Origin of the sequence: Pantoea sp. BL1 (assembly GCF_000963985.1) — a bacterium.
Taxonomy (GTDB): domain Bacteria; phylum Pseudomonadota; class Gammaproteobacteria; order Enterobacterales; family Enterobacteriaceae; genus Pantoea; species Pantoea rwandensis_B.
This window is the reverse complement of the sequence record NZ_JZRH01000021.1, coordinates 39,745-52,485: the sequence shown is the minus strand read 5'-3', so window position 1 is coordinate 52,485 and position 12,741 is coordinate 39,745. Positions and strand designations below refer to the sequence as shown.

Below are 12,741 nucleotides of genomic sequence, written 5' to 3'. Positions count from 1 at the left end.
GGATTAAGCAGTTGGACTGATGCGCTTACAATGCCGCAATCACGCCCTGCTGTTCAATCAGTTTTGCTTTTGATTGTTCCAGCTCAACAATGCGCTCGCGCTCTTTGGCCACGACCGCTTCCGGTGCACGTGCCACAAAGCCTTCGTTCGCTAGTTTGACCTGGATTTTCTCAATCTCGACATCCAGCTTGGTGAGCTCTTTCGCCAGACGCTCCAGCTCGGCTTCTTTGTTGACCAGATCCGCCATCGGGATCAGTAACTCAGCGCCTTCGACGATCTTGGTGACTGAGACCGGACCTTTCTCGCCCGCAGGCAGGATGGTCAGGCTTTCCAGACGCGCCAGGCGCGACAGGAAGCTACGGTTCTCATCAACACGACGCTGCGCGGTTGGCGAGCAGTCACGCAGCAGCACATCCAGCGGTTTACCCGGTGCGATGTTCATCTCAGCACGGATGTTACGCACGGCCACGATCGCCTGTTTGATCCACTCGATATCCGCTTTGGCTTCGGCATCTTCTTTCGCCGCGTCAAACTGCGGGAACGGCTGCAGCATGATGGTATCGTGATCGATGTTGTTCAGACCTTTCACACGCTGCCAAATGGTTTCGGTGATGTAAGGAATGATCGGATGCGCCAGGCGCAGCACTGCTTCCAGCACGGTGACCAGCGTATTACGCGTGCCGCGCAGTTCCGCTTCGCTGCCGTTGCTCATTACCGGCTTGGTCAGTTCCAGATACCAGTCACAGAACTGGTTCCAGGTGAAGTCGTACAGGATGTTGGCAGCGATATCAAAGCGATAGCTGTCCAGCGCTTCACGATAGGCTTTCACGGTGCTGTTAAATTCGGTCAGAATCCAGCGATCCGCCAGTGACAGCTTCAGTTCGCCGCCGTTCTGGCCGCAATCATGCTCTTCGGTGTTCATCAGCACGAAACGGCTGGCGTTCCACAGCTTGTTACAGAAGTTGCGATAGCCTTCAAGGCGCTTCATATCCCAGTTGATGTCACGGCCGGTTGAGGCCAGTGCCGCCAGGGTAAAGCGCAGGGCATCGGTGCCGGAAGCCACAATGCCGTCCGGGAACTGCTTCTCGGTACGTTTGCGGATCTTCTCAGCCAACTGTGGCTGCATCATGTTGCCGGTGCGTTTCTCCAGCAGATCTTCCAGCGAAATGCCGTCGATCATATCCAGTGGATCGATGACGTTGCCTTTCGACTTGGACATCTTCTGGCCTTCTTCATCACGGATCAAACCGGTCATGTACACGGTTTTGAACGGCACCTGTGGCTTGCCGTTTTCATCTTTGATGAAGTGCATGGTCAGCATGATCATGCGCGCAATCCAGAAGAAGATGATGTCGAAGCCGCTCACCAACACGCTGGTTGGGTGGAAGGTACGCAGCGCTTCGGTATTCTCTGGCCAGCCAAGGGTCGAGAAGGTCCACAGACCTGATGAGAACCAGGTATCCAGCACGTCGTCGTCCTGGCGCAGCACCACAACGTCAGCCAGGTTATTTTCCTGACGCACTTCGGCTTCAGTACGACCGACATAGACGTTGCCGTCGTTGTCGTACCAGGCCGGAATGCGATGTCCCCACCACAGCTGACGGGAGATGCACCAATCCTGAATGTCGCGCATCCAGGAGAAGTACATGTTTTCGTACTGCTTAGGCACGAACTGGATGTCACCGTTTTCGACGGCTTCCACCGCAACTTTCGCCAGCGGGGCGGTGCGCACATACCATTGGTCGGTCAGCATTGGCTCGATAACTACGCCGCCACGGTCGCCGTAAGGCACGGTCAGATCGTGTGGTTTGATTTCGTCCAGCAGGCCGAGTTCATCAACCGCAGCCACCATGGCTTTACGCGCAGCGAAACGCTCCATTTTCTGGAACTGCGCTGGGATCTCATCGGCGCATTCGTCACTGACTTCACCGTTGGTGTCGAACACTTCCGCACGCTCGCGGATATCGCCATCAAAGGTCAGGATGTTGATCATTGGCAGCTTGTGACGACGACCCACTTCGTAGTCGTTGAAGTCATGCGCTGGGGTGATCTTCACGCAGCCGGTGCCTTTTTCCATATCGGCGTGATCATCACCCACGATAGGAATACGACGGTTCACCAGCGGCAGGATCAGCTCTTTGCCGATCAGATCTTTGTAACGTGGATCTTCCGGATTCACCGCCACGCCGGTATCGCCCAGCAGGGTTTCCGGACGAGTGGTGGCGACCACCAGGTAATCTTTGCCTTCTGCGGTTTTCACGCCATCGGCCAGCGGGTAGCGGATATGCCACATGCAGCCTTTGCTCTCACGGTTTTCCACTTCCAGATCGGAGATAGCGGTACGCAGTTTTGGATCCCAGTTCACCAGGCGTTTGCCACGGTAAATCAGATTCTCTTTATACAGGCGCACGAAGACTTCACGCACCGCATTGGACAGGCCTTCATCCATGGTGAAGCGCTCGCGCTCCCAATCCACGGAGTTGCCAAGGCGACGCATCTGACGGGTGATGGTGCCGCCGGACTCTGCTTTCCACTGCCAGATTTTATCGATGAAAGCATCACGGCCGTAATCCTGGCGAGTTTTGCCCTCTTCAGCGGCGATCTTGCGCTCAACCACCATCTGCGTCGCGATACCGGCATGGTCAGTACCTGCCTGCCACAGGGTGTTTTTACCCTGCATGCGCTGGTAGCGAATCATGGTATCCATGATGGTCTGCTGGAAAGCGTGACCCATATGCAAGCTGCCGGTGACGTTCGGCGGCGGGATCATGATGCAAAAGCTTTCCTGGCTGGTGTCGCCATTCGGTTTGAAGTAGCCCTGCTGTTCCCAGTGCTCGTAGAGCGGCTGCTCGATATCTTGCGGGTTATATGTCTTTTCCATTTCTACACTGTCGTTTGCGGCGGAGGTGGCGTCGCCGTATTCAATTGGAAACCAACGCTGCGATACGTTTTGTAGCGATCGCGCGCCAGTTGTTTTAGGGATTCTTCGTAAGGAACAAAGTCTATCACTTCATGGAAACCAGTAGCAAAATCTGCGAACTGTGGTAGCAGGCTGATCAGCAGGTCACGCGGTGAACTGCCGCGTCGTTGCGGCCAGGCCAGCTCAACCGGGGCACCGTAGCGTGGGCCTTCACCCGCCAGATTGTGTGGCACAAAGGCGTTGGCGGGGCGCTGCCAGAGCGCTTCATCCAGACGATTGGCCTGCTCTTCATTCTCGCAGGCAATCAGAATGCGTTTGCCGTCACGCCAGCGTGTTTCGGCCAGATCGCACACCAGTGCTTCGATGGCGCTCAGGCCGTCACTGGCGCTTTCCGACTCCATCACATAGAAAGTGGCGTTTTTCATGGCAAGCTTATTTCCATTAATGACAGTGGGGCGCATTTTGCGCCCCATGAGTTCATACGTCTATACACTTCATACTTCAAGGTGCAGATGCGTTGGCTGCTCTCGCCCACCCGAATCACTGACTTGAGTAAGCTCATCGGGACTATGAACCTCCCGAAGGAGGTTCACCCTGCGGGCCAGCGTAAGCGCTGTTCAAATCGACAAGTCGATTTGTCGCTCATTTGCCGCCTTCCTGCACCTCGAATTATTTGTGTATATTTTTTCGCGGCTTTAATCGTCGCCGTTCAGACCCGCGCGGTTCAACAGGAACTGCGACAGCAGCGGAACCGGGCGGCCGGTGGCGCCTTTGGCCTTGCCAGAACGCCATGCGGTACCCGCGATGTCCAGGTGCGCCCAGTTAAACTTACGCGCAAAACGCGCCAGGAAACAGGCTGCCGTGATGGCACCGCCGGGACGGCCGCCAATGTTTGCCATATCGGCAAAATTGGATTCCAGCTGCTCCTGATACTCATCCGCCATCGGCAGACGCCACGCGCGGTCACCTGCTTGTTCTGAGGCGCTGATCAACTCGTGCGCCAGTGGATTATGGTTCGACATCAAACCGCTGACGTGATGGCCCAGCGCAATCACGCAGGCACCGGTCAGGGTCGCAACGTCAATCACCACTTCTGGCTCGAAGCGCTCCACGTAAGTCAGCGCATCGCACAACACCAGACGGCCTTCCGCATCGGTATTCAGCACTTCAACGGTCTGGCCCGACATGGTGGTCAGCACATCGCCTGGACGCATCGAACGACCATCCGGCATGTTCTCACAACCCACCAGTACGCCGACGACGTTCAATGGCAGATTGAGTTCCGCCACCATGCGCATCACGCCGTACACGGACGCCGCGCCGCACATGTCGTACTTCATCTCATCCATCGAATCGGCAGGTTTGATCGAGATACCACCGGAATCGAAGGTCAGGCCTTTACCGACCAGCACAATCGGACGCGCTTCCGGATCGGTACTGCCTTTGTATTCAATCACCGACATTAATGATTCGTTGTGTGAGCCAGCACCGACCGCCAGATACGCGTTCATGCCCAGCTCTTTCATCTGCTGTTCGCCGATGACACGCGTGGTGACATTTTTGCTGTACGCATCAGCCAACTGACGCGCCTGCGACGCCAGATATGCGGCGTTACAAATATTTGGCGGCATATTGCTGAGGTCTTTGGCGGCTCTGACGCCCGCTGCCACCGCTAAACCATGCTGAATCGCACGTTCACCGCTGGTGAGTTCACGACGGGTTGGCACGTTGAACACCAGCTTGCGCAGTGGGCGGCGCGGTTCAACTTTATTGCTTTTCAGCTGGTCGAAGTTGTAGAGCGCTTCTTTTGAGGTTTCAACCGCCTGGCGGACTTTCCAGTAAGTGTTGCGCCCTTTAACATGCAGTTCGGTCAGGAAGCACACCGCTTCCATCGAACCCGTGTCGTTCAGCGTATTGATGGTCTTCTGAATCACCTGCTTGTACTGGCGTTCATCCAGCTCGCGCTCTTTACCGCAGCCGATCAACAGGATACGTTCAGACAGGATGTTAGGCACATGGTGCAGCAGCAAGGTCTGACCGACTTTGCCTTCCAGTTCACCGCGGCGCAGCAGGGCGCTGATGTAGCCGTCGCTGATTTTATCCAGCTGTTCAGCAATGGGTGACAAACGGCGCGGTTCGAAAACGCCTACAACAATGCAGGCGCTACGCTGTTTTTCCGGGCTACCGCTTTTTACACTGAACTCCATGCACTCTCCTGAATCTTAAAGACAACGGCCTTAGCTGTCGTTAGAATGTAGCGCGTTCGTAACCCATTATTTTTAGCGGCGCCATGACAATTTAACGCCGACGGTCATAATGAGATGTGGTGGCAATGTGTTGTTTTTTCACCACCCTAACGCGTTCGTCATACTATTTTAGCTACGATGACGGCCATTGATGAAGAAAAATGGCTGATAAGCGTTGAAACTAGCGATTTTCCTGCAAAAAGACAAGTTATCACAGGCGTACTAAGCGTGATCATCATTAGATATCTGGTTCGGGAAACGCTCAAAAGCCAGCTGGCTATCCTGTTCATCCTGCTACTGATCTTCTTTTGCCAGAAGTTAGTCAGGATTTTGGGTGCAGCGGTGGATGGCGAGATCCCAACAAATCTGGTTCTGACATTGTTAGGACTTGGCGTGCCTGAAATGGCACAACTTATCCTGCCCCTAAGCTTGTTTCTGGCGATTTTAATGACCCTTGGGCGGCTGTACACCGAAAGTGAGATCACGGTGATGCATGCCTGCGGCCTGGGGAAAAGCGTGCTGGTCAAGGCCGCGATGATCCTGATGCTGCTGACTTCAGCGGTCGCAGCGGTCAACGTCCTTTGGTTGGGACCATGGTCATCGCGTTACCAGGATGAAGTCACACAAAATGCCAAAGCCAACCCTGGCGCAGCGGCGCTGGCGGCGGGCCAGTTCCAGACCTCCAGCGACGGTAATACTGTGCTGTTTGTGGAAAATGTGAAGGGTAATCACTTTGGTAGCGTGTTTCTGGCCCAGCTGCGTCCGAAAGGCAATGCACGCCCATCGGTGGTGCTGGCTGACAGCGGTCATATGGAACAACGTAAAGACGGTTCTCAAGTGGTGACGCTGGATAAAGGCACGCGCTTCGAGGGCACGGCGATGCTGCGCGATTTCCGCATCACCGACTTCACCAACTACCAGGCGCTGGTGGGCTATAAAGAAGCCACGCTCGATCCGAATGATGCCGATCAGGCGAGCATTAGCACGCTGTACCAAAACAAAACGCCGCAGTTCCAGGCCGAGTTCCACTGGCGTTTAACGCTGGTGTTTGCGGTGCTGGTGATGGCGTTGATGGTGGTGCCGCTCAGCGTGGTCAACCCTCGTCAGGGGCGTGTGCTGTCAATGCTGCCTGCGATGCTGCTGTATCTGATCTTCTTCCTGTTACAGAGTTCGTTACGTTCTAACGCAGCGAAAGGCAGGTTCGATCCCGCGATTTGGATGTGGGTAGTGAACCTGGCTTATCTGGCGCTGGCCGTGATGTTGAACCTGTGGGATACGGTACCGATGCGACGCATTCGTGGTCGCTTTAGTCGTGGAGGATCGCAGTGATGTTTAAGGTCCTTGACCGCTATATCGGTAAAACCATTTTCAACACCATCATGCTGACATTGTTCATGCTGGTGTCGCTATCGGGCATCATCAAGTTTGTCGATCAGCTACGTAAAACCGGGCAGGGCGCTTACACCGCGCTCGACGCCGGTTACTACACGCTGCTCAGCGTACCGAAAGATATTGAAATCTTCTTCCCGATGGCCGCGCTATTGGGTGCACTGTTGGGCTTGGGAACGCTAGCGCAGCGCAGCGAGCTGGTGGTGATGCAGGCATCGGGCTTTACCCGTATGCAGGTGGCGCTGGCGGTGATGAAAACCGCGATTCCGCTGGTGCTGTTGACCATGGCTATTGGCGAATTTGTGGCACCGCAGGGCGAGCAGATGGCGCGTAACTACCGTGCGCAGCAGCTGTACGGCGGCTCGCTGATGTCGACGCAGAATGGGCTGTGGGCGAAAGATGGTCATGACTTTATCTACATCGAACGCATTAAAGGCGACAGCGAGATTGATGGCGTCAGCATTTACACCTTCACCGATCAGCGCCGCCTTCTCAGCGTGCGTTATGCCGCCAGTGCGACCTGGAACAAAGACAAGAAGTTGTGGCAGCTGTCGCAGGTGGATGAGTCCAACCTGAGTGATGCGAAACAGATTACCGGTTCGCAAAGTCTGGGCGGGGAGTGGAAAACCAACCTGACGCCTGACAAACTCGGCGTGGTCGCGTTGGATCCGGATGCACTGTCCATTAGCGGTCTGTACAACTACAGCAAATACCTTAAGCAGAGTGGCCAGGTATCAGGGCGTTATCTGCTGAACATGTGGGGTAAAATCTTCCAGCCGCTGTCCGTGGCGGTGATGATGCTCATGGCGCTGTCGTTTATTTTTGGTCCGCTGCGAAGTGTGTCGATGGGCGTGCGCGTGGTGACGGGTATCAGCTTCGGCTTCCTGTTCTACGTGCTGGATCAGATCTTCGGACCGCTGAGTCTGGTGTATGGCATCCCGCCGCTTCTGGGGGCGCTATTGCCGAGCGCCGCGTTCTTTGCCATCAGCTTGTATCTGTTGATGAAGCGCAGTTGATAGCTCAGCTATAGCCTGTCGCTATTACGAAAATCCAAAAAGCCGCCAATGTCATGGCGGCTTTTTTGTCACTTCAATATATGAATCCAGCTCGGTAGCTGCGACAACAAGTACAACACCAACCCGATCGTGCCTCCCACCAACGTCCCGTTAATCCGAATAAACTGCAGATCGCGGCCAATGTTCAACTCAATCTGTTGCGACATCTCTCGCGCATCCCAGCTCTTTACGGTATCGCTGATGTGGCGGGTCAGGAATTCGGCGAACTCTGGAGCGATGCTGCGGGCGGCATCTTCCAGGTGTTGATTCATCGAGGTACGCAGCGCTTCATCTGCTGCCAGCGTTTCGCCGAACCATAGCGCGGCAAGACGCACGCGCTCCTGCACGCGAGAATCTTCACTGTTAAGATCGGCCTTCAGCCAGCTACGCAAGTCCTGCCATAGTTCGCCGATGTAGCGATTCAGCGACTCATCCTCTTTCAGCCAGCTTTTGATCACCTCAGCACGTTCAGCCATTTCGGGATCAGTTTTTAGCTTCTCAATCAGTCGCTGCACGGCGCGATTAAAACCGAGGCGGAATTCATGGCCCTGATCCAGTGCCACTTCATCAAGAATCGAGTCCACTGCATTGGCCACCAGGTCAGCACTGTGCTCGCCCAGCCATTCGGTGGGGAGCATTTTGGCTTTGATCGGATGTTCACGCTTCAGCCAGCGCACAATCTGAGCCGCGATAAATTCACGCGTGCCAGGCTTATGCAGCAGACGCAGCAGCTGTTGTACTGCGGCATCGAGCAGTTCCTGATGACGATTGTTTTTGGTCAGGCTGTCGAGCAGCAGTGCGCTGGATTGCGTCAGATCGACCTTATCCAGTGCGCGATGCATGGCACGCCGCAGGAAGCGCTGGATGCGTTCATCATCCGTGAGATCAAGGAAGCCGCGCATCACCTGCAGCAGATGGCGGCCAATGCGATCGGCGTTGCCCGGTGTGTTGAGCCAGTGCGCCAGCATCTGCGAGGGATCGTGGCGGCGTATCAGCGCCAGCAACGAATCGGTATCAAGAAATTTCTCCTGCACAAAGCGGCCAAGATTCTCCCCGATGCGATCCTTGTTGCGCGGAATGATCGCCGTATGACGCGAGATGAAGGGCACCGGCACGCGGCGAAACAGCGCGACCACCGCAAACCAGTCTGCCAGCGCACCGACCATCGCCGCTTCAGCAATGGCCTTGAGACCAAGCACCCAAAAATTGGGTGGCAGAAACAGCGTCACGACAAAAGTCACTGCGGCAACCAGCAGCAATGCGAGCGCCAGACGCTTGCTCCGTTTGAGTTGTTGATATTTATCCATATAACGATCTTAGCAGACCACACCTTATGGTGGCGGTGCGAATCATTGTACCTATTCAATCAGCGTCATTGATGTCGCGGCGCGCAGGTGTCACTGCAGCGTCGCTGATACCCGCGCCATACATAGCGCTGCGGAGGAAGATAAATATTTTCAGTGTGTTATCGACGACGGCCGCCCATCAAACTCCCCAGTACGCCACGAATGATCTGGTTGGTTACCTGGCGCGCCGCGCTTTTTGCCACGCTCTGCACCACGCCATCGCGCTTGCCGCCGCGCGGTCCGGTGGTGCCAAACAGAATGTCTTTCAACCCGCCGAGAATGCCATCATCAACTTCGACATTATTGCCTTTGGCTTCCGGCGCATCGGCCTGCTGTGGCGCGGCTTGCACCCCTTTTTGCAGCATCTCAAACGCGGATTCGCGATCCACTTCGGTATCGTATTTGCCGTACAACGGTGAGTTATTGATCAGGCCGTTGCGCTCATCCTGCGTTATCGGCCCCATGCGCGAGCCAGGCGCAATCACCATGGCGCGCTGCACCATCGATGGACTGCCTTTTTCATCGAGGAACGAAATCAGTGCCTCGCCAGTGCCCAGCGCCTGAATGGCTTCCACGGTATTGAATGCCGGATTGGCGCGCATGGTTTCGGCGGCGCTTTTCACCGCTTTTTGATCTTTTGGTGTGAAGGCGCGCAGGGCGTGTTGCACGCGGTTGCCCAGCTGGCCGAGCACGTTATCAGGGATATCCGCCGGATTCTGCGTGACGAAATAGACGCCGATGCCTTTGGATCGAATCAGACGGATCACTTGCTCCACTTTCTCCAGCAGCACCGGCGGCGCATCGGTAAACAACAGATGTGCCTCATCAAAGAAGAACACCATTTTCGGTTTATCGAGATCGCCCGCTTCGGGCAACTGCTCGTAGAGTTCCGCCAGCAGCCACAGCAGGCTGGTGGCATAGAGTTTCGGCATTTGATACAGCTTCTCGGCGGAAAGGATATTGATGAAACCTTTGCCTTCGTTGTCACAACGCATCCAGTCACGGATATCCAGCATCGGCTCGCCGAAGAAGTGTTCAGCGCCTTGCTGTTCCAGCGCCAGTAAGCCACGTTGAATCGCCCCCACAGAGGCGCTGTTGATGTTGCCGTACTGCGTCTGGAAGGATTTTGCGTTATCGCCGATGTATTGCGTCATGGCGCGCAGATCTTTGAAATCCAGCAGCAACAGGCCCTGATCGTCGGCGATGCGGAAGATGATTTGCAGCACGCCCGATTGCACATCATTGAGGTTGAGCAAGCGCGCCAGCAATAGCGGTCCAAGGTCGGACACGGTGGCGCGCACTGGATGGCCTTTCTCGGCAAAAATGTCCCACACCATCACCGGATTTTTCTGTGCCTGCCAGTCGGTCACGCCAATCTTTTCCAGCCGTGCCAGCAACTTTTCCGAGCCTTCACCGGCGGTGGCTACGCCAGTCAGATCGCCTTTCACATCGGCCATAAACACCGGCACGCCGATATTGGAGAAGGACTCGGCGATTTTTTGCAGCGTCACGGTTTTACCGGTGCCGGTGGCGCCAGTGATTAAGCCGTGGCGGTTCGCCATATTGGAAAGCAGGGATAACTGGATGTCGGGCGTTTGAGCAATCAGCAACGGGGTGGTCATATTTTTTCACTCGCAGGCAACAGGTTATGCCAGAAAGAATAGCAAGCGATGCGAGGAGAAGGATGAAGATTGTACTGAAAGTGTTGAGGGGGGAAGTCATTCCCCCATCAACAGAATTTACTGCTTTTGTACCACATCAAAGAACAGCAAGCTCACCCCAATCCCTTGCTGCACATGATTGACGTTGTTACGCACCGCGACCTGCTGCGCACCTTGTAGCATCACCACAAACGGTGAGTTCTGCTGCACGGTATTTTGCAGATCGGTGTAAAGCGCACGGCGTTGGGTGGCGTCACTTTCACCCGCAGCGGCACGTGTCTTCGCGCTGAGTGCAGGAATCTCCCAGCCGACTCGCCACGCCAGCGTTTTTGAGCCGCCCGGCACGTTGTAAGCAAAAGCGCTAGCATTGGTATTGGGGTCAACGTAATCCGCGCCCCAGTAGATAAAGATCGACTGGAAATCGCGGCCGCGCATTTTGCTCCACAACTCGGATTCTGCCACCGGCTGCAGCTCAATCTGCACATCCGCTTTGGCAAAGCTGGCCTGTAGCGCCTGGGCAACATCAATGTACGGCGGCTGGTTGATCACCGTCAGCGCAAACTTGCTGCCGGGTTTAATGCCCCCTTTGGCCAATATCGCTTTGGCTTTCGCCACATCGTAATGGAAAGGTTGTTCCTCTAGCGCGCCATCAAAGCCCTGTGGCAGGAAACTCTGATGAATGCGGTACTGACCTTTCAGCAAATCTTTTGAGATGGACTGGTAATCCACCAACCAACGCGCCGCTTCCCACAGGGCCGGGTTGCCCAGTGCAGGTTGCGCTTTGTTTTGGGTATTGAAGCCCAGGTAATACACCAGGCTCGAAGGGAACGCCTCGATGCGCAGGTTTTTATCGCTCTTTAGCGCATCGATTTGATCCGGGCCGAGCTGATAAGCGACATCCACATCGCCTTGCTGGATCAACAGGCGACGCGCACCGGCATCGGCCACGCCTTTTAGCAAAATACGCTTCAGATGTGGCTGCGGGTTAGCTTGCGGATTGGCGCTTAGCACCAGCGCCTGCTGCGGCACATACTGTTGAATCGTGAACGCGCCGCTGCCAGCGGTGTGGGTGTGCAGCCAGCCATTACCCAAATCGTTATTTACCGCATGCTGCTGCACGGTTTTACTGTCCACCACCGAGGCGACCGGCGCAGTCAGCAGGCGCAGCGCCAAGTCCTGACCGATCTGTGCAGGCCACTGTATCTCCAGCTGATGGTCACTCAGCACCTTAAACTGGCTGGCGATGTTTTCGCGGGTCCAGCCAAATTCGGCGAGAATGAAAGAGGGTGCCTTGTTTAACTGCACGGCACGCGTCAGTGAGAAAATCACATCCTGCGGTGTCACCGCATTACCGCTGGAGAAGCGAGTACCCGGTTTGAGGTTAAACACCAGGCTGTGTGGCGAACTGCCACTTTGCCAGGATGTGGCCAGCAGCGGTGCCAGTTTCTGTGGCGTATCGCGGTCGGCTTGTACCAGCGTCTGGTAGATGTTGCGCTGTACGCTGTTGCTGACGGTTTCAAAGCTTTCTGCAGGGTCGAAGCTGATAATGCCATCCAGCGGTACGGCGACCACCAGCGTGTCTTTTGGTGTGGCAGCCTGTAAGGCAAATGCACTACTCCATAAAGTGACCAACAAAATCAATGCACGCATTTATTGTTTTCCTGAGTGATAGATTAATCGACTCTATCGCTGCCGCCGCTCAGGCAAAATGCCGGTTTGTTCTGAGCTGTCCCGGAAATTAACAAATGATAACATTCTGCGATTATTTCACTTAAATTGTGCGCCGTCTGTCATTTTCAGGAAATAGATCGTTCATGTACTGGTCAATTAAGTAAATAAGATGTTATTAATGAGAATAATTCTCTTGTATGGAAGTATGATTTATTTTTATCGATTGAATTGAGCGATTATTTCTTTACGCGATCAATTTTGGTCATTTGCCCATCCAGACTTGCTAAAAACACAGCAATTGTACGGTTAAAAGTCCAATTCACCCTCCGAAAGCCCTTTACCTGCCCTTAACCTAAATTCAACATCATGATGGTTTCTCATCAAAACACATCCGAACATTGATTCTTACATTCAGAAATATTTATATCCCTAAGATTGCCAGGTTATTTACCG

At 54.8% G+C, this 12,741-nt stretch carries 8 protein-coding genes; 2 read left to right on the top strand and 6 right to left on the bottom strand.

Going from position 1 to position 12,741, the window contains the following annotated elements; all coding sequences use genetic code 11:
• Window positions 1–25: 25 nt before the first annotated feature.
• The 3 genes from VH86_RS11895 to pepA all read right to left on the bottom strand — a co-directional run bounded on the left by VH86_RS11895 (window position 26) and on the right by pepA (window position 5,127).
• Window positions 26–2,881: a valine--tRNA ligase gene (locus VH86_RS11895; protein ID WP_045832995.1), complete on the bottom strand. Its 2,856-nt coding sequence runs from the start codon at window positions 2,879–2,881 to the stop codon at window positions 26–28.
• 2 nt (window positions 2,882–2,883) lie between these two features.
• Window positions 2,884–3,345: a DNA polymerase III subunit chi gene (locus VH86_RS11890; RefSeq protein ID WP_034826457.1), complete on the bottom strand. Its 462-nt coding sequence runs from the start codon at window positions 3,343–3,345 to the stop codon at window positions 2,884–2,886.
• Window positions 3,346–3,615: 270 nt separating this feature from the next.
• Window positions 3,616–5,127: a leucyl aminopeptidase gene (gene pepA / locus VH86_RS11885; protein ID WP_034826455.1), complete on the bottom strand. Its 1,512-nt coding sequence runs from the start codon at window positions 5,125–5,127 to the stop codon at window positions 3,616–3,618.
• A gap of 267 nt (window positions 5,128–5,394) precedes the next feature.
• On the opposite strand from pepA, the gene lptF reads away from it, so the two are divergent.
• Both lptF and lptG read left to right on the top strand, forming a co-directional pair.
• Window positions 5,395–6,495, top strand: coding sequence for an LPS export ABC transporter permease LptF (gene lptF, locus VH86_RS11880; RefSeq protein WP_045815904.1), 1,101 nt, complete (start codon window positions 5,395–5,397; stop codon window positions 6,493–6,495).
• Window positions 6,495–7,571 (top strand): LPS export ABC transporter permease LptG, encoded by a 1,077-nt coding sequence (gene lptG / locus VH86_RS11875; RefSeq protein ID WP_045815905.1) that lies wholly within the window; start codon window positions 6,495–6,497, stop codon window positions 7,569–7,571. The genes lptF and lptG overlap by 1 nt, the downstream gene beginning before the upstream one ends.
• A gap of 68 nt (window positions 7,572–7,639) precedes the next feature.
• Here lptG and VH86_RS11870 read toward each other — a convergent pair whose 3' ends face one another.
• The 3 genes from VH86_RS11870 to VH86_RS11860 all read right to left on the bottom strand — a co-directional run bounded on the left by VH86_RS11870 (window position 7,640) and on the right by VH86_RS11860 (window position 12,267).
• Window positions 7,640–8,917 (bottom strand): DUF445 domain-containing protein, encoded by a 1,278-nt coding sequence (locus tag VH86_RS11870; RefSeq protein WP_045832994.1) that lies wholly within the window; start codon window positions 8,915–8,917, stop codon window positions 7,640–7,642.
• A 158-nt stretch (window positions 8,918–9,075) separates the two neighbouring features.
• On the bottom strand, window positions 9,076–10,578 hold the full coding sequence (locus VH86_RS11865) for a helicase HerA-like C-terminal domain-containing protein (RefSeq protein WP_045832993.1): 1,503 nt from the start codon (window positions 10,576–10,578) through the stop codon (window positions 9,076–9,078).
• Window positions 10,579–10,695: 117 nt separating this feature from the next.
• On the bottom strand, window positions 10,696–12,267 hold the full coding sequence (locus VH86_RS11860; protein ID WP_045832992.1) for an ABC transporter substrate-binding protein: 1,572 nt from the start codon (window positions 12,265–12,267) through the stop codon (window positions 10,696–10,698).
• Window positions 12,268–12,741: the final 474 nt, after the last annotated feature.